The sequence below is a fragment of the Pseudoclavibacter sp. RFBA6 genome (assembly GCF_002931575.1).
In the GTDB taxonomy this organism is placed as follows: domain Bacteria; phylum Actinomycetota; class Actinomycetes; order Actinomycetales; family Microbacteriaceae; genus Pseudoclavibacter; species Pseudoclavibacter terrae.
Genome location: NZ_PSUA01000017.1, coordinates 25,009 through 49,718 on the forward strand (window position 1 = coordinate 25,009; position 24,710 = coordinate 49,718).

A 24,710-nucleotide genomic window follows, 5' to 3' on the forward strand; every position below is an offset into this window, starting at 1 on the left:
TGTGTCTCCGTCGACACAGCCTGTGCGGCCGCCATGAGGCGGCGCGAGGCTCAGGACAGATCCGCTCCGTTCGTCGCGATGACCTTCTGGTACCAGTAGAACGAATCCTTGCGGCGACGCTCCATTGTTCCACGCCCCAGATCGTCCATATCCACGTGGATGAACCCGTAGCGCTTCGTGATCTGGGAGGTGGATGCGCTGATGCTGTCGATGGGTGCCCAGCTCGTGTAGCCGAGGAGCTCGACGCCCTCATCCACCGCGCGGATCATCTCCTCGAAGTGCGCGCGGAAGTAGTCGATGCGGTACGGGTCGTGAATGGTGCCGTCCTCTTCGAGCTCATCGCGCATCCCGAGACCGTTCTCGACGATGAAGAGGGGCTTGTTGTAGCGGTCGTAGAGCTCGATGAGGGAGATGCGCAGCCCGGTGGGGTCGATCTGCCATCCCCATTCGCTCGACGTGAGGAACGGGTTCTTGACCCCGAGGATCGTGTTGCCTGGCGTGCGCTCCGCGTCCGGGTTCACGGACTCGGTCAGCGACATGTAGTAGCTGAACGAGATGAAGTCGACCGGGTGCTCGCGGAGCAGCTCGGCGTCGCCGTCCTCGAAGGGGATCTCGACGCCCATACGCTCAAGGGCCTTGAGCGCGAGGCGCGGGTACGCCCCGTCGGCCTGCACGTCGGTGCACAGGAAGAGCATCCGCTCCTTCGCCTGCGTCGCCGCGACATCATCGGGGTGGCAGGTGTTCGGGTACGTGGTCAGCATCGTGAGCATGCAGCCCATCTGCGAGTTCGGGTACTGCTCGTGGAGCAGCTGAGTGGCACGCGCGGAAGCGACGAACTGGTGGTGGAGTGCCGTGTAGCAGGCCTGCTCGACGCTGCCCTGCACGGTCTCCTCGATGATGCCGCCCGAGGTGAAGGGGTGACGGATGATGCCGTCGATCTCGTTGAAGCTGAGCCATTTCGTGACGAGGTGGCCGAAGCGGTCGAAGCAGGTGCGCACGAAGCGCTCGAAGAGCGGCAGGATGCTGCGGTCGGCCCACGCGTTGTTCTTGAGCGCGAGGTGCAGCGGCGGGTCGTAGTGCGCGAGCGTGACGAGCGGCTCGATGCCGAGGCGGCGCATCTCGGTGAAGAAGTCGAGGTAGTGCTGCACTCCTTCCTCGTTCGGCTCCAGCTCCTCGCCGGTCGGGTACAGGCGGGTCCACGCGATCGACACGCGAAGCACCTTGAAGCCCATCTCGGCGAAGAGCGCCAGGTCCTCCGGGTAGCGGTGATAGAAGTCGATGCCGCGGCGCTTCGGGTAGTAGGTGAGCTCGTCGGGGTCGGCCATAGCGGCCTGGATGCTCTCGAGCGTGTTCACGTGGTGGACCGCGTACTGCTTCGGGTCGGCTTTCGGCTTGTACGTGTTGACGTCGGTGACCGCGGGACCGCGCCCGCCGTCCTTCCATGCGCCTTCGACCTGGTTCGCGGCGATCGCGCCGCCCCAGAGGAATCCGTCAGGCAGTGCCATTGGCAAGCTCCTTCTCTACGTTGTGGTGTGTGGCTGCGATGCTCGCAAGCGGGTCGCCGATGGTGGTGGTCCCGGAGGCGAGGACGGTGACGGGAAACTTCGCCGAGTTGACGACGACGACGGGGGTCGTCGTGTCGCAGCCCGCCGCGCGGATCGCGTCCAGGTCCGCCTCGATGACCAGCTGTCCCTGCTCGACGCGGTCGCCCTGGGCGACATGGACCGTGAAGGGGGCACCGTCGAGCTTGACCGTGTCGAGGCCGACGTGCACGAGGACCTCGACCCCGTCGTCCGATGTGACGCCGACGGCGTGATGCGAGTCCATGAGCGACGTGACGACGCCGGCGATCGGAGCGCGAACCGCACCGGACTCGGGCCTGATGGCCACTCCGTCACCGAGCACTCCCCCGGAGAAGACGGGGTCGGCGACGTCCGAGAGCGCGACGATCTCGCCGGTCATCGGGGCGATCACGGTCGCGGCCACCGCCGCTGCGCCTGCAGATGCTGCCGGCTGAGCGACCGCCGCGATACCCGACTCGTCCGACGCATCCGAAGCATCCGCGTTGGCACTTTCGTCACGCAGTGACGGCGAGGTCGAGTCCTTCCACGTGATGAGCGAGATGATGAACGCCACCGCGATGCCGATGACCGCACCGATCGCAGCGTGCACGATGTTCATGGGGTTGAGGCCGTCCACGTACATGGTGAAGCTCGCGAGGCCCGGGCCGACGAGCGCGAAGGCCGAGACGACCGTGAGACCCAGGTAGGCGCCACTGGCGAAGGCGCCGGCCATCACGGAGACCAGCACCTTCCGGTTCTGCAGGGTGACGCCATAGATAGCAGGCTCGGTGATACCGAAGAGCGCGGAGATGCCAGCAGAGACAGCCGTAGCGCGCAGACGGTTGCTGCGGGTGCGAAGCGCGACGGCGAACATGGCGCCGGCCTCGGCCATGTTGTGGCCGAGCGATGCGACGAGGTAGAACGTGTCCTTGCCCGTCTGCGCCATCGTGGCGATCGTCGGCGGGATGAAGGCCTTGTGCATGCCGACGGAGATGACCAGCGGGAGCAGCGCGGCGAGGATGGCGACCGCGACCCAGCCGAGCGTGTTGTAGAGGCCGATCATGGCCCCCGTGAGGATCGAGCCGAGCCAGAATCCGACCGGGCCGAGCAGCAGGATGAGCAGCGGGGCGACGATGAGGTAGCACATGAAAGGCGCGAAGAACACGCGGATGGGCCCGGGAGAGACCTTGTTGAAGAAGCGCTCGAGCGGCCACAGCAGGAGCACCGCGAGGATGGACGGGAAGACCTGCGAGTTGTAGTTGACCGCCTGCACCGGAATGCCGAAGAGGGAGACCCCACCGTCCTGGTTGATGAGGGTCGTGAAGTTCGCGAACAGCAGGATGGCGACGACACCGAGCGCGAGCGGACGATTGACGTTGAGCTTCTTCGCCGTCGTGTAGGCGACGAGGAGCGGGAGGAAGGCGAAGACTGCGTCGGGGATGGCCGACAGGAGGAGGTACGACTCGGACTCGATGGACAGCCAGCCGAGAGCACCGGCTCCGACCAGCAACGACTTCAGGATTCCCGCACCCGCGATGGCGGGGACCAGCGGCGAGAACACGCTCACGATGAAGTCCATGAGGACCCCGCCGGCGCGCTTCCACGAGAACTCGCGCCGCGTTGCGGCGCCGCTGGCTGCCGGCACCCCCGCCGTATCGCGGCGTTCGCGCTCGATCGCATCGAAGATCGGGACCACGTCATTGCCGACGACGACCTGGGTCTGCGCACCGCTGCGCACTGCGCCGAGGACGCCGGGGAGTGACTTCAGGGCGTCGAGGTCGGCCCGGGTGTCGTCGGCGAGCGTGAAGCGGAGCCGCGTGCTGCAGTGGGTGAGCCCGCTGATGTTCTCGGCGCCGCCGACGCCAGCGAGAATCGCCTTCGCGTCATCCTGTCGAGTCATGATGGGTCCTCCTTTGGATCCAAGGGGTGGGGAAGTGGGTCGACGCCTGCCTGGAAAGTTGGCACAAAAAAAGGACCCGATCGCCGTCACGTGAGTGAAGCGTTCGGATCCTGCCTGCCTGACCAGTTACATGTCCTGCCGGGAAGCTACCACAGGATTCCGACCACCGGCGAATCCGATCGACCTGCTGTTAGCGTCGTGCCGTGACCGAGCCGATCATCCGCCCCGCCTCCCCCGCCGACGTCCCGCAGATCCTGGACCTCATCCACGAGCTCGCGATCTACGAGCGCGAACCGGACGCGGTCAAGACCACCGAGGAGCAGCTCCATCGGAGCTTCTTCGGCGAGCACCCTGCCGTGTTCGCGACGGTCGCCGAAACGCCAGGTGAGGCCGACGCCGATGCCCGGGCGGGTGCTCCGCACCTGCAGGGCATGGCCCTCTGGTTCCTGAGCTATTCGACGTGGGAGGGTGAGCACGGCATCTGGCTGGAGGACCTCTTCGTGCGGGAGGATGCGCGCGGCGGGGGCATCGGGAAGGCGCTGCTCAGCTCGCTTGCGCAGGAGTGCACAGCGAAGGGGTACCGGCGCCTCGAGTGGTCGGTGCTGAAGTGGAACGAGCCGTCGATCGGGTTCTACAGAAGCCTCGGGGCGTTCCCGATGGACGAGTGGGACACGTTCCGACTCACCGGGGAGCCGTTGCGGTCGCTCGGCCGCTGAGCAGGATCTCCGCGAGCCAGCCCGCGGCCGTCGGCACGGAACCGCGGCGGGTGACGAACGACACGTGCCGCTCCCCCAGGTCCTGCACGGCGGGCCGCAGCACGACGTCGAAGTCGGGGTCGATGGCGGCATCCGTCGAGAGGGCGAAGCCGAGCCCCTCTGCAACGAGGCCGTGGATCATGTACAGGTCGTCGGTGCGCATCAGCTCACGCACCGGGTAGCCGAGCGACTGACCGACTCGGCGCAGCACGCGGTCCGAGGCCTCGTCGTTGCTGCGGCTGAACACCCAGGGCACATCCCGCAGGTCGGCGAAGTCGATGCTGTCGCGCGCCGCCCACTCGCTGTCCCGCGCAACCATCACGCGGTACGGCTCCGTGAGCAGCCGCTGCAGCACCAGATCGGGGACGACAAACGCGGGTTCGACGGACACGTCGAAGATGAGCCCCGCGTGCACCTCGCCGCTGCGCAGCATCCGCACGATCTCGGTCGGTTCCCCCTCGACCACCTCGACGCGCACCGACGTTCGCTTCTGCAGTGCGGCGATCGCGGCGGGCAGCAGGCGCGACCCCATCGACGCGAACGTGCCGACCCGCAGGGTGACGACCCCGGCGTCGCGCTGGTCGGCGACCGTCTGCTCTGCCCGGTCGATGCGCGCGACCGCGTGCGCGATATCTGCGGCGAACGACTCCCCGAGCGGAGTCAGCGACGTGCCCCGTCGCCCGCGGATGACGAGCCGGGCGCCGAGGTGCGACTCGAGGCTGCGCAGGTGGTGCGTTACGGTCGGCACCCCGTACTGCAGCGCCTTCGCCGCTCCCGTCAGGCTCCCGTACTCCTGGACGGCGAGGAGCACACGGAACTGCTGCAGGTTCATCACACATAGACCGTATGTCACTGGCGGCAGGATCCTGCTATATCGCCGTCCTGACTTCGTTCCTAACCTGAACCCATGTCCATCCTCTACGCACCCGTCCCGAGCAGCGCCGCTCAGGACGACGACACCACGACGGCAGCCGAACGGCACATCCCGCGAGCGCAGTTCGAGATCCCGTACGCCGACGCCCTCCGCTCCCTCGCCTCCCACGACTGGCAGCGGATGCACGTGCCAGCCCACCATGCGAAGGCCCTGAACGCGCCCGGAGTGGCCAGCCTCGTGGGTGCCGACGCGCTGACCCTCGACTTCCCCATGCTCTTCAGCGGTGTCGACCAGAAGACGTGGCGCCTCACGACGCCGGGCCGCGTCACCCCGCTCATGCGCGCCCAGGATCTCGCCGCGGATGCGTGGGGTGCGAGTCGCGTCTGGTTCACGACCAACGGCGCATCGGGCGGCAACCATGTCGCGACGACCGTCGTCCGTGGCCTCGGTGCCGAGTTCGCGGTGCAGCGCAGCGTGCACTCGAGCGTCATCGACGGCATCACGCACGCGAACCTCACCCCGCACTTCGTGCACGGGGCCGTCGACTCCGGGCTGGGGGCGGCCCACGGCGTGACTGCGGCGCAGGTCGCCGCGACCCTCGCCGAGCATCCCGAGTCTGCGGCCGTCTACATCGTCACCCCGAGCTACTTCGGCGCTGTCGCCGACGTCGCCGCGATCGCCGCCGTCGCGCACCGTCACGGGGTGCCGCTCATCGTCGACGAGGCGTGGGGCTCGCACTTCGGGATGCACCCGGCGCTGCCCACGAACGCGGCCCGGCTGGGCGCCGACCTCGTCATCTCGAGCACCCACAAGGGGGCGGGCTCGCTCACGCAGTCTGCGATGCTGCAGCTCGGGCACGGGCCGCACGCCCAGCGGCTCGAGTCGCTCGTGGACCGGGTCGTGCGCTCGTACCAGTCGACGAGCTGCAGCGCCCTCCTCCTCGCCTCGCTCGACGAAGCGAGAAGGCACCTCGTGACACGGCCGGACGCAGTCGAAGCGGCCCTCGCCTCCGCCCAGCGCATTCGCGGGCTCGTGCACGACGACCGTCGCTACCGGGACGCGACGCCCGACATCCTGGCCAGCCCGGACGCGATCGCCAACGACCCCTTCAAGATCGCCATCGACACGCGCGGCGCCGGCATCACGGGCACGGATGCGCACTACCAGCTGCTTCGCGACCACCGCGTGTACTGCGAGCTCTCGACCCCCTCAGCCCTGCTCGTGCTCGTCGGCGCGACGGCGCGGGTCGACGTCGACCGGCTCTGGGGCGCCCTGCAGGCACTGCCGGAGGCGGAGGTCGAGCCCGTTCGTCCGGTCTCGCTGCCCGCGAGCTGCGAGCGGGCCATGGGCCTCTCGGACGCGTTCTTCAGCGCCGTCGAGACGGTGCCGTACACGGCGGCGGTCGGCCGCATCTCCGCCGACTCCCTGGCCGCGTACCCGCCGGGGGTGCCGAACGTGCTGCCGGGCGAGGTGCTCAGCCAGGAGGTCGTCGACTTCCTCAGGCACACGGGGTCAGCCCCCTCCGGATACGTCCGCGGCGCCAACGACCCGGCCCTGACCACGTTCCGCGTGGTCGCCTGACCCTGCAGCCGGCAGCGGCCGTCAGACCTCGATCCCCGTCAACCCCAGCAGTCACCTTCACCATCAAGGCATCAGCACAAAGGAGTGTCATGTCCACGACCACCACCGCGAGCACAACCGCGAAACCTCCGCAGGGCGAGATGCAGCGCGGCCTCAAGAATCGGCACCTGCAGCTCATCGCCATCGGCGGCGCCATCGGGACGGGGCTCTTCCTCGGCTCCGGGAAGCTCATCAGCGTGTCGGGGCCGTCGATCATCTTCGTCTACATGGTGATCGGGTTCTTCGTCTTCTTCATCATGCGAGCCCTCGGCGAGCTGCTGCTCTCGAACCTGCACTACAAGACGTTCGGCGACATCGCGAAGGACATGCTCGGCCCATGGGCCGGGTTCTTCGTCTCCTGGAACTACTGGTTCTCCTGGGTCATCGCGTGCGTCGCCGACATCGTCGCCATCACCGCGTACGTGCAGTGGTTCAACGCCGACATCCCGAGCTGGCTGCCTGCGCTCGTCGCGGTGGTCGTTCTCACGGTCTTGAATCTGCAGCCCGTGAAGTGGTTCGGTGAGACCGAGTTCTGGTTCGCGATCATCAAGATCGTCGCCATCCTGGGGCTCATCGCCGTGGGGATCGTGCTCATCCTGACCCGGTTCCAGAGCCCCGACGGCGACACCGCGACCCTCTCGAATCTGTGGGAGCACGGCGGGATGTTCCCGATGGGCGCGAGCGGGTTCGTGCTCGGCTTCCAGATGGGCATCTTCTCGTTCATCGGCGTCGAGCTCGTCGGCACGGCCGCCGCGGAGACGGAGAACCCTCGCAAGACGCTGCCGAAGGCCATCAACTCGATCGTCGCACGCATCCTGATCTTCTACGTCGGCGCCCTCATCGTCATCATGAGCGTCACGCCGTGGGACAAGATCGAGCCGGGGAAGAGCCCGTTCGTGTCGACGCTCGCGATCGCCGGCTTCGGCCTCGCGGCGTTCGCGATCCAGCTCGTCGTGCTCAGCTCGGCCGCGTCGAGCGCCAACTCCGGCCTGTACTCGGGTACGCGGATGCTCTTCGGCCTCTCGAAGGATGGGCACGCACCGAAGGCGTTCGCGTCGACCAGCGGGCAGGGCGTGCCGACGAAGGCCGTCTTCTTCACCTGTGTCTTCCTGTTCTCCGCGATCCCGCTGCTCTTCGCGGGCGACGAGGTCATCGCGGCCTTCACGTTCGTCTCGTCGATGTGCGCGACGCTCATCCTCTTCACGTGGGGCTCCATCGTCGTGAGCTACATCGTGTACCTGCGACGCTTCCCCGAGAAGCACCGCGCGTCGAAGTTCAAGATGCCGATGGCACGCGTCGCGCCCTGGCTGGTGCTCGCGTTCTTCGCCTTCATCGCCGGCACGCTCATCTACGGCGACGACACGCGCCTGCCGTTCCTCGCAGCTCCCGTCTGGTTCCTCATCCTCACCGTGCTCTGGCAGCTGCGGAAGCGCAAGCTGCAGCGGGAGGGGCGCCCGCTCACGGCTTCGATCCCGACCATCGCGCATCCGCTCGACGAGACGGAGTAGCGCGCCTTAGCACGAACGCAGCACCCTTCGGGCCGCGCCGAGCGCCTGGTCCGCGCCGACCGCGAGCAGGGCGGGGTCGGGTTCGCTGGCGAACGCGTCGCCGCGGCGGAGACGCGCATCGGTGAGCACGACGTGCGGTCCGGGCGGCGGCCCCCACTCCTCGGGCGGGGCCGGCCCGAAGATCACGACGGACGGGGTTCCGTAGGCGGATGCGAGGTGCGCGGCCCCCGTGTCGGCCGTCACGACGACGGCAGCCGCCGCGATCGTGGCGGCGAAGCCGGTGAGGTCGAGGCTGCCGGCCAGCACGGCGGTGGCGTCGAGGCCAGCGGCCGCGGCGACGGCCCGAGCTCTGGGCAGATCGCGACCGCCGTCCCCCGTGACGACGACGCGCAGCCCGTCCGCCGTGAGCGCCTTCGCGACCGCGACGAAGCGTTCCACAGGCCACTGGCGTGACCCGTAGAAGGCCCCGACGTGCACGACCGCCGCCCCGAGGACCGGCGGGGGCGCGGCTGGCACGAGAATGCCGACGTCGTCCGGGTCAGCAGTTGCGCCGAACGCGTTCACGAGGCGCGCCCACCGGTGCCGCTCCAGCACTCCGTCCTGCCATCCGGGGCCCGCGTCGGCCTCGAGACCGGCGGTCGGATCGGCGGGCGCGCCGTGGACGATCCGACGGCGGGGCTGGAGTGCGGAGATGATGCGGCGGCTCTCAAGCCCGTTGCCGTGCAGGTTCGCGGCGACATCGACCTTGCCTGGCGAGAGAGGAAGCAGATCATCGAGCCCCGGGGTCGGCAGGTGCGCGTCGACCGCTGGGATCAGCTCGAGGACGGGGGCGAGCCAGGCCGGGCCCGCGTAGACGAGCTCGTGGCCTGGATGTGCACGCTTGAGAGCTTTCAGGGCCGGCACCGCGACGAGCAGATCACCGAGCTTCAGCGCCCGCAGGGCCAGAAGGGTGGGCGGCCGGCCGCTGTCGCGCCGGGCTGCTGGCTCCGCGAATGTGCGCATCCGACGATTCTGCATACGCGAACGGGCGACGGCTGTGAGAAATCTTCAGGCTTCGTGTGTCTACTACTCCGGAACCCGTTCCGTGCAGAGGAGGCCCCGTGCCAGATCCGGTTCCGCTTCGAGCGGTGCTCTTCGACCGCGACGCGACGCTGGTCGTCGACATTCCCTACAACGGCGATCCGTCGCTCGTGCAGCCGATGCCGACGGCCCTCGACGCTGTTGCTCGGGTTCGCGAGGCGGGTCTGCGCGTCGGGGTCGTCAGCAATCAGTCGGGCGTCGCCCGAGGACTGCTCACCGAGGCGCAGGTGCAGGCCGTCAACGCCAGGGTCGACGAGCTGTTCGGCGGATTCGACGTGTGGCGGTACTGCCCGCACGGTCCTGAGGATGGTTGCGAGTGCCGGAAGCCGAAGCCCGGCATGGTGCGCTCGGCCGCGGCTGCTCTCGGCCTCGAGGCGAGTCAGGTGGCCGTCGTCGGCGACATCGCGGCTGACCTGGATGCCGCGCACGCGGCGGGAGCACGGTCGGTGCTCGTCCCGACCTCGGCGACTCGCCCGGAGGAGGTCGCCGCTGCATCGTCCGTCTCCGACACCCTCGCCGACGCCGTCGAGCTGCTGCTGGCGGGCGGCGCGCCGTTGCCCGCCCGCGCGAGCGATGAGCGGAGTGAGGGCTGATGCGGCGGGTGCTCGTCGCGCGGCTCGACAGCATGGGGGATGTGCTGCTCGCCGGCCCCGCCGTGCGCGCCGTGGCGAACCAGGCACCGGTCGTCATGCTGTGCGGCCCGAGGGGCGCCGACGCCGCCCGGATGCTGCCGGGCGTGGAGCGCGTGCTGGTCTGGGATGCGCCGTGGATCTCCAACCCCGCGCCGACCATGGACGAGGAGCATCTGGCTGAGCTGCTGAGCCTCGTGCGAGCGGCGGACGTCGACGAGGCCGTGATCCTGACGTCCTTCCACCAGTCCCCGCTGCCCCTTGCCCTCGCGCTCCGCCTCGCGGGCGTGGCTCGGATCGCCGGCGCCTCCGTGGACTACCCGGGGTCGCTCCTCGACGTTCGCCTCCGGCCGGGTGAGGACCTCCCCGAGGACATCCCGGAGCCCGAGCGGGCGCTCGCCATCGCCGCCGCCGCGGGCTTCCCGCTGCCGGAGCTCGACGACGCTCGGATGCGCGTCCACGACGTCCCGGACATGACCGACGTCCTGGGTCGGAAACCCTTCGTCGTCCTGCATCCGGGCGCCGCGGTCCCAGCCAGGACCTGGCCGGTCGAGCGGTATGCGGAGTCCGCCGCGGCCCTCGCCGCGCAGGGCACGCGAGTGGTGCTCACGGGGTCCTCGGCGGAACGCGGGCTGACCTCCCGAATCCGCGCCGCCGCCCCCGGTGCCCTCGACCTGGCGGGACGCTGCGATCTTCCTCAGCTCGCCGGCGTCCTCGCGGCGGCGCAGGTCGTCGTCGTCGGCAACACCGGCCCGGCGCACCTCGCGGTCGCCGTGGGGACGCCCATCGTGAGTCTCTTCGCGCCGGTGGTGCCGAGCATCCGCTGGGGCCCCTACCTGGTGCCCTCCGTCGTGCTCGGCGACCAGGATGCGCCGTGCCGGAACTCCCGCGCCAGGGAGTGCCCGATACCCGGCCACCCGTGCCTGACAGGGGTCAGCGCAGCGGAAGTTCTCCGATCTGTCAACCACCTTTCTGGAGAAGGAGGAGCAGCAAGACTTCGAAGATGAGGATTCTCGTCTGGTACATGCATGGCGGGTGGGCGAACGGCTTCCTGTCGGGCGCGCACGAGTACCTGGTGCCGGTCGCTCCCGGCCAGGAGCCGCCGCCGCTGCCCGCACACGCGCGCGCGGTCCCCCTCGCCCTGCTGCGTGAGGAACACGTCGACATCGTCGTGCTGCAGCGACTCGAGGAGTTCGGGCTGGTCATCGAGCATCTCGGGTGCACCCCCGGCCACGACATCCCGGCGGTCTTCGTGGAGCACAACACTCCGAAGATGTTCCCTGTCACCGAGCGGCATCCCCTCGCCGACGACGCGGTGACGATCGTGCACGTCACGCACTTCAACGACCTCGTCTGGGACTGCGGCCCGGCCGCGACGCGGGTCATCGAGCACGGGGTGCCCGACCCCGGTCACCGCTACACGGGTGAGCTGCCCACGCTCGGCGTCGTCATCAACGAGCCAGTGCGCCGCTGGCGGGTGACGGGCACCGACCTGCTGCCCTCGTTCGCGGAGGTCGCGCCCGTCGACGCCTTCGGCATCGCCACGGACCTGCTGCCCGCAGCGTTGCCCGGCAGCGCGATTCGACCGGTCGGCGACCTGCCGACGGCGCGGATGCACGCGGAGCTCGCCCGCAGGCGCGCCTACCTGCATCCGTTCCGCTGGACCTCCCTCGGCCTCTCCCTGCTCGAGGCGATGCACCTGGGGATGCCCGTGCTCGCCCTCGCCACCACGGAGGCGCACCGGGCCGTGCCTCCGGAGGCTGGCGCCATCTCGACGGACATCGGCGAGCTCCGCAAGGCAGCCGTCCGGCTCATCGAGGACCCGGAGGAGGCGAGGCGCCGTGGTTCGAACGCCCGAGCATTCGTGCTCGAGCACTTCGGCCTGCAGCGCTTCCTCGACGCGTGGGATGCGCTGCTCCACGACGAGCTCGACACGTTCGCGGCCAGACGCAACCGCACCGCGAACCACAGCAACCAGGCACACCACAGAAGCGAAGGAGCGAACCGATGAAGATTTCCATGATCTCCGAGCACGCGAGCCCGCTGGCCACCCCCGGCAGCGTCGACGCGGGCGGACAGAACGTGCACGTCGCGGCGCTCTCGCGAGCACTCGCGAGACGCGGCCACGCGGTGACGGTGTACACGCGACGCGACGACGAGGCCCTTCCCGAGCGGGTGCAGCTCGACGCCGGCGTCGAGGTCGTCCACGTGCCCGCCGGGCCCGCGGCGCGCATCCCGAAGGACGACCTGCTGCCGTACATGCCCGAGCTGGCGGCCGGTGTCGCCGCGGACTGGGCGGCGAACGGCCCGCCGGACGTCGTGCACGGCCACTTCTGGATGTCAGGTCTCGCCGCCGCCGACGCGGCCCGCGCATCCTCGTCCCCGCCCGCGGTGCTGCAGACGTTCCACGCGCTGGGCACGGTGAAGCGACGGCACCAGGGGGCGGCGGACACGAGCCCGCCGCAGCGCGCCTGGCTGGAACCACGCGTCGGTCGCGAGGTGGACATGGTCGTCGCCACCTGCGCTGACGAGGTCGACGAACTGGCGGCGATGGGCGTGAGGCGCGACCGCGTCCGGATCGCGCCCTGCGGTGTGGACCTGGACGAGTTCACCTTGGACGGCCCCGTCGACCGGCGCGGTGCGGCGCTGCGCATCCTCAGCATCGGCAGGCTCGTGCCGCGCAAGGACGTGGAGCTCGTCATCCGGGCGATGACGCTGCTCCCGAAGCGCGGGGTGACGGACGTGGAGCTCGTCGTCGTCGGCGCCTCCGGTGCGGGCGTGACTCCCGACCCGGAGGTCGAGCGTCTTCGCAAGGTCGCCAGTCAGCTGGGCGTCGCCGACCGGGTCCGCTTCCGCGGGCAGGTGCCGCGGAAGGACGTGCCCTCGCTGCTGCGATCTGCGGACGTGGTGGCGTGCACGCCCTGGTACGAGCCGTTCGGGATCGTGCCGCTCGAGAGCATGGCGTGCGGTGCGCCCGTCGTGGCGGCGCGTGTCGGCGGGTTGGCGGATACGGTCGTCGACGGGTCCACTGGACTCCTCGTGCGGCCACGCGACGAGCGCGCGCTCGCCGATGGACTCGTGAAGCTCCTCACCGACGCTGCGCTGCGCGCCTCCATGAGCAGAGCCGGGCGGGCGAGGGTCGAGACCCGGTACACGTGGGACCGGGTCGCGGCGACGACCGAGCAGATCTACGCGGAGACGATGGCGCTGGCCAGCCAGCGGTCGCAGCAGCTCGCAGGGGCCGCCTCGTGACCGCCGTCGGCGCGCGGGTTGCGAACGCGGGGACGGGAACCGAGGCGCAGACGGTCGCGGGGACCGTCGACCGTCAGCTGGCGCGACCCGGCGAGGTGGTCCGCGAGCACCTGCGCGGCCTGCGCGACGCCGCCCACGCCACCGAGCTGCACGCCGAGCACCTCGAGCAGTGGGGGCTCGAGCTCGCGCGGCGACTCCGGCGCGGACACCGCCTGCTCGTGGCCGGGAACGGCGGCTCGGCTGCGGAGGCGCAGCATCTGACCGCGGAGCTGGTCGGCAGGTACCGCGGCGACCGGCAGGCATTCTCGGCGATCGCGTTGAGCGCCGAGACGTCCAGCCTGACGGCGCTCGGCAACGACTACGGCTACGCGCAGGTGTTCGCCAGACAGGTGCAGGCCCATGCCCGCTCGGGGGATCTGCTCCTGCTGCTGTCGACCAGCGGGTCGAGCGAGAACCTGCTGCGTGCGGCGTCGGCCGCCCGAGACATCGGCGCCACCTCCTGGGCGCTCACCGGGGCCGGGCCGAACCCCCTCACCGAGGTCGCCGACGACGCGATCTGCCTGGATGCGCCGTCTCCCCACGTGCAGGAGTGCCAGCTCGCCGCCATCCACGCCCTGTGCGAGGTCTTCGATGGCGTCGTGCGCGGCCAGGAGGAGCGGAGGGGCACCCGATGAGGATCACCGTGGTCGGTGACACGCTCCTCGACGAGGACCTCGATGGTTCCGCGACGCGGCTCGCTCCGGACGCTCCGGTTCCCGTGGTGCAGCTCGACAGCCGCACGCACCGGGCCGGGGGTGCCGGCCTCGTGGCCACGCTGCTCGCCGCCGACGGGCACGAGGTCGAGCTCGTCACGGTGCTCTCCGATGACACGGCGGCCCGCACCCTGCGGGCATCGCTCGCGGGGGTACGCGTCGTCGCAGGCCCCTCGAACGCGCCGACGCCCGTCAAGACGCGCCTCCATGCCGCCGGGCATGCGCTCGCGCGAATCGACGACGGCTGCGCTCCCCCGCCACCGATCGCGGCGAGCTCGGAGATGCTCGCCGCCATCGCCGCCGCCGATGCCGTCCTCGTCGCCGATTACGGCCGCGGCGTGACACGCTGCCCGGAGATCCGGGCAGCCCTGGACTCCGTCGCAGGGCGGGCCCCGCTCGTCTGGGATCCGCATCCACGCGGCGAACGGCCCGTCGCCGCGGCGACCCTCGTCACCCCGAACCTCGCCGAGGCGAGCGGCCTCACCGGGCAGACCGACCCCGCCGTCGCCGCCGCCCAGCTGCTCGAGCGGTGGGGATGCGACGCCGTTGCCGTCACCCTCGGGGAGCGCGGGGCGCTCCTCGCACGTTCCGACGACGGCGCCGGGGATGCAAGGCAGCCGGTGGTCCTGCCTGCGGAACCGGTGCAGGCCGCGGACACGTGCGGTGCGGGTGACCGGTTCGCGGCGACTGCGGTGACGCGGATCGCAGCCGGCGACGACCTCGAGGATGCGGTTCGCGCGGCCATCGACACGGCCGGCGCGTTCCTGCGTGCTGGCGGCGTCGCATCCATCGTCCGACCCGATCCGCACCCCTCCCATCTTCCGGGCGGCGACGCCGAGGAGCTGATCGCGTCGGTGCGCGCCCGAGGCGGCACGGTCGTAGCGACCGGTGGATGCTTCGATCTGCTCCACGCCGGGCACGCGCGCACCCTCGAGACGGCGCGCGGGCTCGGCGACTGCCTCATCGTGTGCCTGAACTCGGACGACTCGGTGCGCCGACTGAAGGGCGAGCAGCGACCGATCATCGGCGAAGCCGACCGCGTCGAGCTGCTCAGCGCGCTGCGCATGGTCGACGCGGTCGTCGTCTTCGAGGAGGACAGCCCGGAGACGCTCCTGGCACGCCTGCGCCCGGATGTCTGGGTGAAGGGCGGCGACTACAGCGTGGACGCCCTCCCCGAGACGAAGCTCCTCGCCGAGTGGGGTGGGCGCACGGTCACGGTTCCCTTCCACCTCGGGCACTCGACGACGTCGCTCGCCGCGGCGCTCGCGGCCGTCGGGTGATCAGGCGCCCCCCCTTCCCGCTCGACCCATTCCATTCATGAAGTCCACGATCAAAGGAGAAATCTCCATGCCAGCAACTCCCCTTCGCCCCGTCGGGCGTGTGCTCGTCACGGGTGGCGCGTCCGGCCTGGGTGCCGCCGTTGCCGACGCGGTCGTCGAGGCCGGCGGTACGCCGGTCGTGCTCGATCTCGACACGGGCGGCGTCGCGTCCGGTGTGCTCGCCCGCGACGTCGACGTCACCGACCGGCCCGCCGTCGAGCGCGCGGTGATCGAGGTCGCGGAAGAGCTCGGCGGTCTGGATGCGGTGGTCACGGCCGCGGGCATCGACCGGCCGGCGAAGCTCGAGGAACTGAGCGGCGAGGAGTGGGAGAGGATCGTCGCCGTCAACCTGTTCGGCACGGTCTCGACGGTGCGCGCGGCCCTGCCGTATCTGGAGGCGTCGCATGGCCGCGTCGTCACGGTGGCCTCGTCGCTCGCGTTGCGTCCGCTGTCCGACGCGACGGCCTACTCGGCGTCGAAGTTCGCGGTGCTCGGCTTCTCGCGCGCCCTCGCCGCGGAGACGCGGGGCAGGCTCGGGGTCACGACCCTCATCCCGGCAGGCATGCGCACGAAGTTCTTCGACGGACGCACGGAGCAGTACAAGCCGGGCCCGGATGCGCAGCTGAACGACCCGGCCGACGTTGCCCGGTCGGTCGTGTTCGTGCTGCAGCAGCCGCAAGGCGTGGAGGTGCGGGAGCTCGCGATCTTCCCCGAGGAGGAGCCGAGCTGGCCGTGAGGGGCAGGGCTCCTGCCGCACCGGCCGAGTACCTGCCTGCTCGTCCAGTCGACTCAGATCTCTTCGGTCCAGATCGCCTGGATCGCGTTGATGACGTCCGCCTGGGCAGTGCTTGTCGATTTGGCTTCCGCGATCGCGGTTCGAAGGTGGCGTCAGCCGGCCGCAAGCATCTCGTCAGCGCAGACTCTCGAGGAGCTATGAGTGGCTGGAACGAGAGCTTTCCCTCGTACGCCGGGTTCGGTTCCATGGCGATGGGCGACCCGGTCGCGCGCGGGCGCGCGCTTGTCGAAGCCACCCGTCGCCGCGGGCTTCGCCTCCTCGTCGCCACCGTGCACCACGTGAAGACGGGATCGCCGAAGCGATCTCGATCATCACCACGCTCGGCTGACCTGTTCCGGCAGCGGCCATGCGGTCACAGCAGCCACTCTGCGAGCGGGTGGATGAAGTAGCGGAGCGAGTAGGCCTCCCATATCGCCCCGACGATGAGCAGGGCAAGCGCTGGCACGGCCAGCGCCCCCGTGCTCCGCAGGCCGCGCAGGTAGCCGCGTCGCCGGTTGGGGGCGCCGACTGTTCGCGGGAGGAGCCAGCATCGCCCGAGGAGCCACGCGCCGAGCAGCAGGAGGATGTAGGCCTGCAGCTCGATGACGAGCGTCAGCGAGTGCGGGATGAGCTGCACCCAGGCGATCGGCGAGGTGGGGGCGAGGGTGATGCCGGTCTCCACTGCGAAGTAGGCGAACAGGCCCAGGCCGGCGAACGGCACGACGAGCGACGGCAGGATGATGAAGCCCAGCCCGACCTTGCCGATGTTGACGGCGAGGATCACGAGCGCGAACAGCGGTGGCGTGAGCACGAGGTCCTGCACGAGCCCCGCTGTGCCGTCGTCCTCGAGGGCGTCGACTCGCGCCGCCTGGAGTCCCGGGAAGACGATTCCGAGCACGAAGCCGACGGCGGTGAGTCCGTACGCGGCGATGTTGAGCCAGATGTAGGCGCGCGCGTTGCCTCGGATGAGGCGAACCGGATGCCGCCAACGCGGAAGGTGTGAGTGCTGCTTCGTTCGAACGGGTGCTGAGGTCATGCTCCCACCCCACCGGACGACGAGAGCGAGCGGTAGTGACGCGGTGTCACGCATCATCGTGACACTGCGTCACTACCGGGACGGCTCGGATCTGACCAGAGTTGGTGAACCTTGAAGGCCCTGCAGTACGTTGCGCTCGGCATGCTTGTTGCTGCGCTGATCGCGAAGGTGCCCGTCGGACGCACGATCAGGCAGCGGGACGCCGAGACACGGAGGTGAGCGTCGACATGGTGGAGCAGGCTGAGGTTCCGTCCGAGCAGCGGATGCGGCAGCTGGCGATGATCACGGCGGTGGCGGCCATCGCCCCGCTCAGCCTCCTCGGCGTCGCGGTCACCGCCGCGTCGTGGTGGGAAGGCGCGACGGCCGCCATCGGCTACCTCCTCACCCTCGGGGTGCTCCGCGAATGGAACCTCGACCGCTACCCGCGGCGGGCGATGCTCGCGCTGATCTTCACCGCGGTGGGGTGGGGCATCGGCTCGCTGACCGCATCCAGCCCCATCAGCTTCGTCCCGCTGTCGCTCGTCGGGGCCATGCTCCTCGCCCGGACGCGGAGGCGAACGCTGTGGTTCCTCGTGTTCGCGGCGGGAGTCTCCGCACTCGGCGCGAGCGCGTTCCTCTTCCACCGGGTGACGTGGGAGCTCGCCGCCCTCTACCTGGCCTCCCCCGCCGTCGGAACGCTGTTCATCAGCGGGGTCATCGTCTTCAGCGAGCACGTCTGGCTCGTCGTTCGGCGCCTCAAACAGGCGGCCAGGACGGAGGCCGAGCTGGCCGTCGCCAAGGAGCGGATGCGCTTCGCCGGCGACCTGCACGACATCCAGGGCCACACGCTGCACGTCATCAAGCTCAAAGCGGCTCTCGCGCACCGCCTCGTCCGCACGGACCCCGACCAGGCCGTCAGCGAACTGGCGGACATCCGCCAGCTCACCAGCCACACCATCGAGGAGACGCGGACGCTCGCCTACGCTCGGCGCCGACTCAATCTGCCGGCCGAGCTCGAGAACGCCAAGAAGCTGTGCCAGGCGGCGGGCATCGACGTCACCACCGAGGTCGCGGACGGGTCGGGCACGAATCCGCACGAGCTGCTCGCGCAGGTCCTGCGTGAAGCGACGACGAACCTGCTGCGTCACGCCAGCCCCACGCACGTCACCATCACCGCTGGACCCGACCGCATCGAGATCACGAACGACGGCGTGAGGGCCGAGCATGCGCCGCTGCGTGGTCTCGCACGCCTCCGCGAACGGCTTGAAGCGAGCGGCGGAACGCTGTCGGTGCAGCACGCACCGCCCACCTTCACCGTCGCGGCCCGCATCGACCCGCCGCTCGACGGCACTCCGGCAGGAACCGAGCAATGAGCAGCGGTGGCGACCCTGTCCGTGTCGTGCTCGCGGACGACGAACTCCTCATCCGCGCAGCACTCTCCGCCCTCCTGCCCCTCGACGGCACGATCCAGATCGTCGGCCTCGCGAGCGACGGGAACGAAGCCGTCGCCGTCACGATCAAGCACGAACCCGACGTGCTGGTCATCGACCTCGAGATGCCCGGCAGGGACGGCATGCAGGCCGTCGCTCAGATCCTGGACACGCGACCCACCCAACGGGTGCTCATGCTCACCCGGCATGCACGACCCGGCGTCCTCCGCCGCGCCCTCGACCTCGGGGTGCTCGGCTTCATCAGCAAGGCCTCCGACCCGGATGACCTCGTGGAGGCGATCGAACGCGTCCACTCGGGACAGCGGTGGATCGCCCGCGACATCCTCGAAGCCGCCATGGCCGATGACTCGCCGCTCACGCACCGAGAGGTCGACGTGCTGCGTGAGACGCGCGACGGGTACTCCGTCCGAGACATCGCGAAGCGGCTGCATCTTGCCCCGGGCACAGTCCGCAACTACCTCTCCAGGGCGATGCAGAAGATGAACACGGCCACGCGCCACGACGCCGCCAGGACGGCCCACGAGCGGGACTGGCTGTGACGCCGTCGCTACCACGCCTGGCCCGCCGTGGCTACCCGGTGCGTCTCGACGTCCGCCCGCCGTACGCTCAGGGCGACCGAAGTTGTGGAGCCGAGGAGGTCTCTCCATGCGACGAGAACGCTTCGAGCGGGCGTTGGAGACATTGGCGACGCCCGTGGACTCCGTGGAGTGCACCGCTGACCTGTTCCTGCAGACGTTCCGAGTGACGGGCGTGTCAGTCTCCACCATCGGCGACGTTCTGGGCAACGCGACGGTGTCAGCGTCGAACGGGGTGGCGGCCCGGATCGACGAGCTCCAGTTCAACCTCCGCGAGGGGCCGTGCTGGGATGCGATCGCGACGAAGAAGCCGGTGCTGACCGAGAACGTGACAGCGCTCCCTGCGCACCGGTGGTCGGCGTTCAGGGATGCGGTCTCGCACGAGCAGGTCGGTGCGCTGTTCGCGTTCCCGATGTTCGTCGGGCCACTGCCTGTCGGGGCGGTGGACATGTACTCGAGCACGCCTGCGGGCTTCAGTCCGGTGCAGGTGCGGCAGGCGGTTGTGCTCGCCGAGCTGCTCGCCAGGCGGATCCTGCGCCTGTCTTCGGGCCCGGAGGCATGCTCGTCCCACGGGAAGCGGCGGTAGCCTCGTCGCGCGGTCGGCAGGTCGCTGGCTGAGATCGGTCAGGGTCGGCTACGCCACCTCTGGCAGCAGGTCAGCGATGAGCGCTTCGACGCGCTGCTTGATGTCGTCGCGGATAGGGCGCACGGCGTCGATGCCCTGGCCTGCGGGGTCGTCGAGCTTCCAGTCCTCGTACCGCTTGCCGGGGAAGAACGGGCAGGCGTCGCCGCAGCCCATGGTGATGACGACGTCGGAGGCCTGGACCGCTTCCGTGGTGAGCACCTTCGGGGTGTTGTCGGCGATGTCGATGCCCTCTTCGGCCATGGCCGCGACGGCGACGGGGTTGATCTGGTCTTTCGGCTCGCTCCCCGCGGAGAGCACCTCGATACGCCCGCCTGCGAGGGCGGTGAGGTAGCCGGCGGCCATCTGGGAGCGGCCGGCGTTGTGGACGCAGACGAAGAGCACGGAAGGTTTCGTGGACATCAGGGGCCTTTCAGAGAAGTGAGTGGAGAGGTGTGTGGAACGGGGTCAGACGAGGGCCGACGTCGACGCAGCGGGTGCCGGGGTGGTTGCTGCGGGCGGGAAGAGTCGCGGGCGTAGCCAGAGGGCGACGTAGACGAGGGCCACGAGCACGGGCACCTCGATGAGCGGCCCGACGATGCCCGCGAGGGCCTGCCCGCTGGTCGCGCCGAACGTGCCGATGGCGACGGCGATGGCGAGCTCGAAGTTGTTGCCCGCCGCCGTGAACGCGAGCGTCGTGGTGCGCTCGTAGCCGAGCCCCACGAGCTTCCCGAGTCCGAAGCCGAGGAGGAACGTGACGGCGAAGTAGATGAGCAGCGGCAGGGCGATGCGGGCGACGTCCCAGGGACGGTCGATGACCTGCTGCCCCTGGAGGGCGAAGAGCATGACGATCGTGAACAGCAACCCGTAGAGCGCGAACGGCCCGACCCTGGGCAGGAACCGGGACTCGTACCAGTCGCGTCCCTTCGTGGACTCCCCGATGCGGCGGGAGAGGTAGCCGGCGAGCAGCGGGATGCCGAGGAACACGAGCACGCTGAGGGTGATCGCCCAGAACGAGAAGTCCGCGCTGGTCGTGGGCAGGCCAAGCCAGGATGGGAGCAGCTGCAGGTAGAACCAGCCGAGCGCCCCGAACATGATGACCTGGAACACGGAGTTCACAGCCACGAGGAACGCGGCCGCTTCCCGGTCGCCGCAGGCGAGGTCGTTCCAGATGAGCACCATCGCGATGCAGCGAGCAAGCCCCACGATGATGAGCCCGGTGCGGTACTCGGGCAGATCCGGCAGCAGCAGCCAGGCGAGGGCGAACATGAGGACGGGTCCCACGAGCCAGTTCATGACGAGCGAGGAGATCAGCAGCTTCCGGTCCCCCGCGACCGCTCGGGCATCCGAGTAGCGGACCTTCGCGAGCACCGGATACATCATCACCAGCAACCCGATGGCGATCGGGAGGCTCACCGAGCCGATCTCGAACGAGTGCAGCGCTTCCCCGACCGCGGGGGCGAACACTGCGAGAGCGAGGCCGAGGGCCATGGCCGCGATGATCCAGACCGGCAGGAACCGGTCCGTGGTGCCGAGCTTGACGGGTGGGGTGACAGCAGTCATGAAGCTCCAGAGAGATATTGATCTCAGTAGATATTGATGCGGATCGATACGAGTATGGCTAGGGTATCGATGACTGTCAATTTCCTTGGAGGACGTTCAGATGTCGTTCACGCAACTCCTGCCGCTCACCGACGTGACCGCGTGCTGCGAGCCCCTCACCGACGAGGCGATCTCCGCGGAGAACGCCGAGAAGCTCGCCCGCACCCTCAAAGTCATCGCCGACCCGGCCCGACTCCGGCTCATCTCGATGATCGCGGCGCAGGAGAAAGCGGAGGCGTGCGCCTGCGACCTGACCGAGCCGCTCGGGCTCGGGCAGCCCACAGTGTCCCACCACCTGAAGATCCTGGTCGATGCGGGCATCCTCTCCCGCGAGAAGCGCGGCTCGTGGGCCTACTTCAGCCTCGTCCCCGGCGCGCTCGACTCACTCGCCGCCCTCCTCACCAGCAACGAACTCGCCGGAGCCGTCCGATGACCTCCACCCCCAGGGACATCGTCTTCGTCTGCCAGAAGAACGGCGGCAAATCGCAGATGGCGGCAGCCCTCATGCGCTCCATCGCCGGCCCGAGAGTGCACGTCACGTCCGCGGGCACCAAGCCCGGCGCCGCACTCAATCAGCAGTCCGTGGACTCGCTCGCCGAGATCGGCGTGAGCGTCGGCGACGAGCATCCGAAGCAGCTCACGCCGGAGATGATCGACGCGGCCGACCTCATCGTCGTCCTCGGCGCGGAGGCACGCGTGCCCGCGACTGCCGGCGTGGAGCTCGAGACCTGGATCACCGACGAGCCCTCCGAGCGGGGTATCGAAGGCATGGAACGCATGCGCCTCGTCCGCGACGACATTCGAGCGCGAGTCAGCGATCTGCTGACGCGCCTCTGACGCCAGGACGTCGCACTCGTGTGAGTCCAAACACAGAGCTGCCGGCGCGGATTCGAACTGTCCGCATGAGGTTGCGTCAGCGCCGACCTTCGACGTACGCAAGGCACTCCTCCCTGAACGCGGGGCCGAACTCGACTGCCCATCCGACAGGAGGGGCCACGAAGTCGGGCCAGAGTGCCAGATGGCCCTGCTCGTCGCCGACAACGATCACGTGCGGTGCTGCGGGCTCGAGGGGGCTGTTCATGCTGATGCCGCGTTTCTTGGGGTCGTGTCGGTGTCGTCGTTCGCGCACCGTGGGCCCCGGTGGCTTCTCGTTGGGCTCGTCGAGAGGGCAGTCCGTCGAGGCGAACCGGTCTGTCACCTCGCCGGTCGGCGACGGCGTTCTCCGCGCGATCAGAGGTCCGGTTCGGGGCACTTCGGTGGTGCTGTAGAGGAGACGCGCAGGGCGGGCCAATCGTCACAAAGAGGTGACAGTTCCGAGGAGCATCAGTCGGCTATCAGGTTCTCGAGTCCCTGCGTCGGCTCGCCCCCGAGTGGTTCGGTACTGCCGGCCGGGCGCCACCGTTCGCGCGCAACTCGGACTAGTGTTGGCCTCCTGCCCTTGCGGGCTTGGTGCGCCGGGAAGTCTGGTCGGCAGCGATCGAACGATCGTTTCGCAGAAGAACGGACCCCACCTATGCCCCGCCCCTCGCTTCTCTTCGGCGACCAGCTCCCCCATCTGCAGGCGTTCGCCGCCTCGTCCGGGGTTGTCGACTGCCGGGCCGAACGGCCCGCATCCCTCACCATGAGCGCGCGAGCGTTCGTGGTGGCCATCGACCTCCGAACGTCATCGACACCGCAGACCGCGCGTCGGCAGCTGAAGGCCGTCCTGAAGGATGCGGTCGTCGAAGCGCGACGCTACGGGCAGTTCGCGCACTTCATCGTGGTGTACGCGGCGGATGCGACGGACCATCGGCTCGACTCGGCGGCCGCCGGCCTGGCGATGCGCGTGCACGCGTCACTGGAGCGCGAGCTCGGCGAATCCGTCGACGTGGTCCTGCTCGACGTCACCGGCTGCGAGTCGCCAGAAGGGCTGAGCCGCCGGCTCGCCGCGCACATCCAGCGCCCCGCCGGAACAGCGTCCGACAGTGCGCTGCGATGGCGGGACGTGGAGGAGCGCAGCATCGCGGCAGCCGCGATGAGCGACTACTTCTGAGTCCGATCCGTGGCCGTCTGGAACACGTCCGGGATGCCGTCGCCATCCGCGTCGACGCGTTCCGCTTCGCTCAGCCGCCGGTACTTGCGGTTCCGCGCGCCCAGGATGACCGCTGCCGCGGCCGCCGCGATGACGGAGGCCAGCAGGATCGCGACCTTCGCGTGATCCTGTTCCGGGGACCCTGCCGGGAAGCTCAGCTCGGCGATCAGGAGGGAGACGGTGAAGCCGATTCCCGCCAGCAGCGCCACCCCCGTGATGTCGACCCACCGCAGCTGCGGGTCGAGCGTGAATCGCTTCGACCGGGTGACGAGCCATGTCGTGCTGACGATCCCGATGGGCTTGCCGAGCACGAGCGCCGCGACGACACCGATCGTGACCGGGTCCGTGAGCGCGGACAGGAAGCCGTCGGCACCTCCCACGGCGACCCCTGCCGAGAAGAACGCGAAGATCGGGACGGCGATGCCCGCCGAGATCGGACGGAAGCGGTGCTCGAACTCCTCCGCGAGACCAGCACGGTCCGGCGTCTCGGAGCCCTTCCCCTGCAGGACGGGGATCGTGAAGGCCAGCAGGACTCCTGCGATGGTGGCGTGGATGCCGGAGGCGTGCAGGAACGCCCAGGCGACGACGCCGATGGGCAGCAGCACGAGCCACGCGGCGAACGCGTGACGGTCGAAGAGGCTCCGGTAGCGCTGCGCGATGACGCCGTACACGGCGATGACCCCCAAGGCGACCAGCAGCGGCACCAGGTCGATGGTGTCCGTGTAGAAGATCGCGATGATGCTGATCGCGAGCAGGTCGTCCACGACGGCCAGCGTGAGCAGGAAGATCCGGAGCGGGCTCGGCAGATGCGAGCCGATGAGCGCGAGGACGGCGACTGCGAAGGCGATGTCGGTGGCGGTGGGGATGGCCCAGCCGCCGAGCAGCTCAGGCGAGCGCGCGACCACGAGCGCGTAGATGCCGGCCGGCACCGCGACGCCTCCGACGGCTGCCGCGATCGGCACTGCGGCCGTCCGGAAGCTGCGCAGGTCCCCGGAGACGAACTCGCGCTTCAGCTCGAGACCGACCATGAAGAAGAAGATCGCCAGCAGGCCGTCGGCGGCCCAGGCCCCCAAGCTCAGCTCCAAATGCCAGGGCTCGTATCCGATGCGGAAGTCGCGCAGCGCGAAGTAGCTGTCAGCGGCGGGCGAGTTGGCCCACACGACCGCGACGAGGGCCATGACGGCGAGGAGCACTCCCCCGACGGTCTCCTTGCGGAGGATGTCGCCGATGCGGCGGGATTCGCGGTAGCTTCCTCGAGCGGGAACGGCGACCGGGGTCTGCTCGGTGGTCGGGGACGGCGTTTCGGACACGGTGGTGCTCCAGACGGGTTCGACGACAGGACATCCTC

25 protein-coding genes are annotated in these 24,710 nt (G+C 69.5%); 16 read left to right on the top strand and 9 right to left on the bottom strand.

Annotated features, from left to right (window positions below; translation table 11 throughout):
- Positions 1 to 50: 50 nt before the first annotated feature.
- Together C5C17_RS17445 and C5C17_RS17450 are read right to left on the bottom strand one after the other, a co-directional pair.
- Positions 51 to 1,505: a glycoside hydrolase family 1 protein gene (locus tag C5C17_RS17445; protein ID WP_104254669.1), complete on the bottom strand. Its 1,455-nt coding sequence runs from the start codon at positions 1,503 to 1,505 to the stop codon at positions 51 to 53.
- Entirely contained in the window at positions 1,492 to 3,462 is a 1,971-nt protein-coding gene (locus C5C17_RS17450) for a beta-glucoside-specific PTS transporter subunit IIABC (RefSeq protein WP_104254670.1), read from the bottom strand. Before C5C17_RS17450 ends, C5C17_RS17445 begins: the two co-directional genes overlap by 14 nt.
- A 203-nt stretch (positions 3,463 to 3,665) precedes the next feature.
- Here C5C17_RS17450 and C5C17_RS17455 point away from each other — a divergent pair, with 203 nt between their 5' ends.
- Positions 3,666 to 4,178 carry a GNAT family N-acetyltransferase gene (locus C5C17_RS17455; RefSeq protein WP_104254671.1) on the top strand — a complete coding sequence of 171 codons (513 nt, stop codon included), beginning with the start codon at positions 3,666 to 3,668 and terminating at the stop codon, positions 4,176 to 4,178.
- Here C5C17_RS17455 and C5C17_RS17460 read toward each other — a convergent pair.
- Positions 4,144 to 5,049 (bottom strand): LysR family transcriptional regulator, encoded by a 906-nt coding sequence (locus C5C17_RS17460; RefSeq protein WP_104254672.1) that lies wholly within the window; start codon positions 5,047 to 5,049, stop codon positions 4,144 to 4,146. The genes C5C17_RS17455 and C5C17_RS17460 overlap by 35 nt on opposite strands.
- Before the next feature lie 75 nt (positions 5,050 to 5,124).
- On the opposite strand from C5C17_RS17460, the gene C5C17_RS19100 reads away from it, so the two are divergent.
- Together C5C17_RS19100 and C5C17_RS17470 are read left to right on the top strand one after the other, a co-directional pair.
- Complete coding sequence (locus tag C5C17_RS19100) at positions 5,125 to 6,672, top strand: aminotransferase class I/II-fold pyridoxal phosphate-dependent enzyme (protein ID WP_104254673.1); 1,548 nt, start codon at positions 5,125 to 5,127, stop codon at positions 6,670 to 6,672.
- Positions 6,673 to 6,761: 89 nt separating this feature from the next.
- On the top strand, positions 6,762 to 8,219 hold the full coding sequence (locus C5C17_RS17470; protein ID WP_104254674.1) for an amino acid permease: 1,458 nt from the start codon (positions 6,762 to 6,764) through the stop codon (positions 8,217 to 8,219).
- A gap of 6 nt (positions 8,220 to 8,225) precedes the next feature.
- On the opposite strand, the gene C5C17_RS17475 is transcribed toward C5C17_RS17470, so the two are convergent.
- Positions 8,226 to 9,221, bottom strand: a complete 996-nt coding sequence (locus tag C5C17_RS17475) for a glycosyltransferase family 9 protein (protein ID WP_104254675.1) — start codon at positions 9,219 to 9,221, stop codon at positions 8,226 to 8,228.
- 98 nt (positions 9,222 to 9,319) lie between these two features.
- Here C5C17_RS17475 and C5C17_RS17480 point away from each other — a divergent pair, with 98 nt between their 5' ends.
- The 7 genes from C5C17_RS17480 to C5C17_RS17510 all read left to right on the top strand — a co-directional run bounded on the left by C5C17_RS17480 (position 9,320) and on the right by C5C17_RS17510 (position 15,987).
- A complete protein-coding gene (locus C5C17_RS17480; protein ID WP_258066280.1) occupies positions 9,320 to 9,892 on the top strand; it encodes an HAD family hydrolase in 573 nt (190 codons plus the stop codon).
- Positions 9,892 to 10,935: a glycosyltransferase family 9 protein gene (locus C5C17_RS17485; RefSeq protein WP_104254676.1), complete on the top strand. Its 1,044-nt coding sequence runs from the start codon at positions 9,892 to 9,894 to the stop codon at positions 10,933 to 10,935. The genes C5C17_RS17480 and C5C17_RS17485 overlap by 1 nt, the downstream gene beginning before the upstream one ends.
- A complete protein-coding gene (locus C5C17_RS17490) occupies positions 10,932 to 11,939 on the top strand; it encodes a glycosyltransferase (protein WP_104254677.1) in 1,008 nt (335 codons plus the stop codon). Before C5C17_RS17485 ends, C5C17_RS17490 begins: the two co-directional genes overlap by 4 nt.
- Complete coding sequence (locus C5C17_RS17495; RefSeq protein WP_104254678.1) at positions 11,936 to 13,180, top strand: glycosyltransferase; 1,245 nt, start codon at positions 11,936 to 11,938, stop codon at positions 13,178 to 13,180. The genes C5C17_RS17490 and C5C17_RS17495 overlap by 4 nt, the downstream gene beginning before the upstream one ends.
- Positions 13,177 to 13,854 carry an SIS domain-containing protein gene (locus tag C5C17_RS17500; protein WP_258066281.1) on the top strand — a complete coding sequence of 226 codons (678 nt, stop codon included), beginning with the start codon at positions 13,177 to 13,179 and terminating at the stop codon, positions 13,852 to 13,854. Before C5C17_RS17495 ends, C5C17_RS17500 begins: the two co-directional genes overlap by 4 nt.
- Positions 13,851 to 15,212: a D-glycero-beta-D-manno-heptose 1-phosphate adenylyltransferase gene (gene rfaE2, locus C5C17_RS17505; protein ID WP_104254679.1), complete on the top strand. Its 1,362-nt coding sequence runs from the start codon at positions 13,851 to 13,853 to the stop codon at positions 15,210 to 15,212. The genes C5C17_RS17500 and rfaE2 overlap by 4 nt, the downstream gene beginning before the upstream one ends.
- Positions 15,213 to 15,279: 67 nt before the next feature.
- Positions 15,280 to 15,987 (top strand): SDR family oxidoreductase, encoded by a 708-nt coding sequence (locus C5C17_RS17510; RefSeq protein ID WP_104254680.1) that lies wholly within the window; start codon positions 15,280 to 15,282, stop codon positions 15,985 to 15,987.
- Between the two features lie 412 nt (positions 15,988 to 16,399).
- On the opposite strand, the gene C5C17_RS17515 is transcribed toward C5C17_RS17510, so the two are convergent.
- Entirely contained in the window at positions 16,400 to 17,062 is a 663-nt protein-coding gene (locus C5C17_RS17515) for a hypothetical protein (RefSeq protein ID WP_104254807.1), read from the bottom strand.
- A 227-nt stretch (positions 17,063 to 17,289) separates the two neighbouring features.
- Between C5C17_RS17515 and C5C17_RS17520 the strand changes: the two genes are divergently transcribed.
- The 3 genes from C5C17_RS17520 to C5C17_RS17530 all read left to right on the top strand — a co-directional run bounded on the left by C5C17_RS17520 (position 17,290) and on the right by C5C17_RS17530 (position 19,653).
- Positions 17,290 to 18,414, top strand: coding sequence for a sensor histidine kinase (locus C5C17_RS17520; RefSeq protein WP_146079221.1), 1,125 nt, complete (start codon positions 17,290 to 17,292; stop codon positions 18,412 to 18,414).
- Complete coding sequence (locus C5C17_RS17525) at positions 18,411 to 19,031, top strand: response regulator transcription factor (protein WP_104254682.1); 621 nt, start codon at positions 18,411 to 18,413, stop codon at positions 19,029 to 19,031. Before C5C17_RS17520 ends, C5C17_RS17525 begins: the two co-directional genes overlap by 4 nt.
- 106 nt (positions 19,032 to 19,137) lie before the next feature.
- Entirely contained in the window at positions 19,138 to 19,653 is a 516-nt protein-coding gene (locus C5C17_RS17530; RefSeq protein WP_104254683.1) for a GAF domain-containing protein, read from the top strand.
- Between the two features lie 48 nt (positions 19,654 to 19,701).
- On the opposite strand, the gene C5C17_RS17535 is transcribed toward C5C17_RS17530, so the two are convergent.
- Positions 19,702 to 20,112 (bottom strand): arsenate reductase ArsC, encoded by a 411-nt coding sequence (locus tag C5C17_RS17535; RefSeq protein WP_104254684.1) that lies wholly within the window; start codon positions 20,110 to 20,112, stop codon positions 19,702 to 19,704.
- 45 nt (positions 20,113 to 20,157) lie between these two features.
- The gene (gene arsB / locus C5C17_RS17540) at positions 20,158 to 21,252 is read right to left on the bottom strand and encodes an ACR3 family arsenite efflux transporter (protein ID WP_104254685.1); all 1,095 of its coding nucleotides are present in this window, start codon (positions 21,250 to 21,252) and stop codon (positions 20,158 to 20,160) included.
- 100 nt (positions 21,253 to 21,352) lie between these two features.
- Here arsB and C5C17_RS17545 point away from each other — a divergent pair, with 100 nt between their 5' ends.
- Together C5C17_RS17545 and C5C17_RS17550 are read left to right on the top strand one after the other, a co-directional pair.
- Complete coding sequence (locus tag C5C17_RS17545) at positions 21,353 to 21,724, top strand: metalloregulator ArsR/SmtB family transcription factor (RefSeq protein WP_104254686.1); 372 nt, start codon at positions 21,353 to 21,355, stop codon at positions 21,722 to 21,724.
- Complete coding sequence (locus C5C17_RS17550) at positions 21,721 to 22,128, top strand: low molecular weight phosphatase family protein (protein WP_104254687.1); 408 nt, start codon at positions 21,721 to 21,723, stop codon at positions 22,126 to 22,128. Before C5C17_RS17545 ends, C5C17_RS17550 begins: the two co-directional genes overlap by 4 nt.
- 76 nt (positions 22,129 to 22,204) lie before the next feature.
- Here the strand turns inward: C5C17_RS17550 and C5C17_RS17555 are convergent, their stop codons facing one another.
- Positions 22,205 to 22,372 carry an MbtH family NRPS accessory protein gene (locus tag C5C17_RS17555; RefSeq protein WP_104254808.1) on the bottom strand — a complete coding sequence of 56 codons (168 nt, stop codon included), beginning with the start codon at positions 22,370 to 22,372 and terminating at the stop codon, positions 22,205 to 22,207.
- A gap of 432 nt (positions 22,373 to 22,804) precedes the next feature.
- On the opposite strand from C5C17_RS17555, the gene C5C17_RS17560 reads away from it, so the two are divergent.
- Entirely contained in the window at positions 22,805 to 23,323 is a 519-nt protein-coding gene (locus tag C5C17_RS17560; RefSeq protein WP_104254688.1) for a hypothetical protein, read from the top strand.
- On the opposite strand, the gene nhaA is transcribed toward C5C17_RS17560, so the two are convergent.
- Complete coding sequence (nhaA, locus tag C5C17_RS17565) at positions 23,314 to 24,672, bottom strand: Na+/H+ antiporter NhaA (protein ID WP_104254689.1); 1,359 nt, start codon at positions 24,670 to 24,672, stop codon at positions 23,314 to 23,316. The two genes, C5C17_RS17560 and nhaA, sit on opposite strands and share 10 nt — an antisense overlap.
- Positions 24,673 to 24,710 lie beyond the last annotated feature (38 nt).

Excerpts from the sequence above, each read along its gene's own strand:
- C5C17_RS17450 (WP_104254670.1), bottom strand. The coding sequence starts at position 3,462 with ATGACTCGACAGGATGACGCGAAGGCGATTCTCGCTGGCGTCGGCGGC.
- C5C17_RS17510 (WP_104254680.1), top strand. The coding sequence starts at position 15,280 with ATGCCAGCAACTCCCCTTCGCCCCGTCGGGCGTGTGCTCGTCACGGGT.
- C5C17_RS17550 (WP_104254687.1), top strand. The coding sequence starts at position 21,721 with ATGACCTCCACCCCCAGGGACATCGTCTTCGTCTGCCAGAAGAACGGC.
- C5C17_RS17545 (WP_104254686.1), top strand. The coding sequence starts at position 21,353 with ATGTCGTTCACGCAACTCCTGCCGCTCACCGACGTGACCGCGTGCTGC.
- C5C17_RS17470 (WP_104254674.1), top strand. The coding sequence starts at position 6,762 with ATGTCCACGACCACCACCGCGAGCACAACCGCGAAACCTCCGCAGGGC.
- C5C17_RS19100 (WP_104254673.1), top strand. The coding sequence starts at position 5,125 with ATGTCCATCCTCTACGCACCCGTCCCGAGCAGCGCCGCTCAGGACGAC.
- C5C17_RS17560 (WP_104254688.1), top strand. The coding sequence starts at position 22,805 with ATGCCCCGCCCCTCGCTTCTCTTCGGCGACCAGCTCCCCCATCTGCAG.
- C5C17_RS17495 (WP_104254678.1), top strand. The coding sequence starts at position 11,936 with ATGAAGATTTCCATGATCTCCGAGCACGCGAGCCCGCTGGCCACCCCC.
- C5C17_RS17485 (WP_104254676.1), top strand. The coding sequence starts at position 9,892 with ATGCGGCGGGTGCTCGTCGCGCGGCTCGACAGCATGGGGGATGTGCTG.
- C5C17_RS17475 (WP_104254675.1), bottom strand. The coding sequence starts at position 9,221 with ATGCGCACATTCGCGGAGCCAGCAGCCCGGCGCGACAGCGGCCGGCCG.
- C5C17_RS17520 (WP_146079221.1), top strand. The coding sequence starts at position 17,290 with ATGGTGGAGCAGGCTGAGGTTCCGTCCGAGCAGCGGATGCGGCAGCTG.
- C5C17_RS17535 (WP_104254684.1), bottom strand. The coding sequence starts at position 20,112 with ATGTCCACGAAACCTTCCGTGCTCTTCGTCTGCGTCCACAACGCCGGC.
- C5C17_RS17530 (WP_104254683.1), top strand. The coding sequence starts at position 19,138 with ATGCGACGAGAACGCTTCGAGCGGGCGTTGGAGACATTGGCGACGCCC.
- C5C17_RS17525 (WP_104254682.1), top strand. The coding sequence starts at position 18,411 with ATGAGCAGCGGTGGCGACCCTGTCCGTGTCGTGCTCGCGGACGACGAA.
- C5C17_RS17445 (WP_104254669.1), bottom strand. The coding sequence starts at position 1,505 with ATGGCACTGCCTGACGGATTCCTCTGGGGCGGCGCGATCGCCGCGAAC.
- C5C17_RS17490 (WP_104254677.1), top strand. The coding sequence starts at position 10,932 with ATGAGGATTCTCGTCTGGTACATGCATGGCGGGTGGGCGAACGGCTTC.
- rfaE2 (WP_104254679.1), top strand. The coding sequence starts at position 13,851 with ATGAGGATCACCGTGGTCGGTGACACGCTCCTCGACGAGGACCTCGAT.
- C5C17_RS17555 (WP_104254808.1), bottom strand. The coding sequence starts at position 22,372 with ATGAACAGCCCCCTCGAGCCCGCAGCACCGCACGTGATCGTTGTCGGC.
- C5C17_RS17515 (WP_104254807.1), bottom strand. The coding sequence starts at position 17,062 with ATGACCTCAGCACCCGTTCGAACGAAGCAGCACTCACACCTTCCGCGT.
- C5C17_RS17460 (WP_104254672.1), bottom strand. The coding sequence starts at position 5,049 with ATGAACCTGCAGCAGTTCCGTGTGCTCCTCGCCGTCCAGGAGTACGGG.
- arsB (WP_104254685.1), bottom strand. The coding sequence starts at position 21,252 with ATGACTGCTGTCACCCCACCCGTCAAGCTCGGCACCACGGACCGGTTC.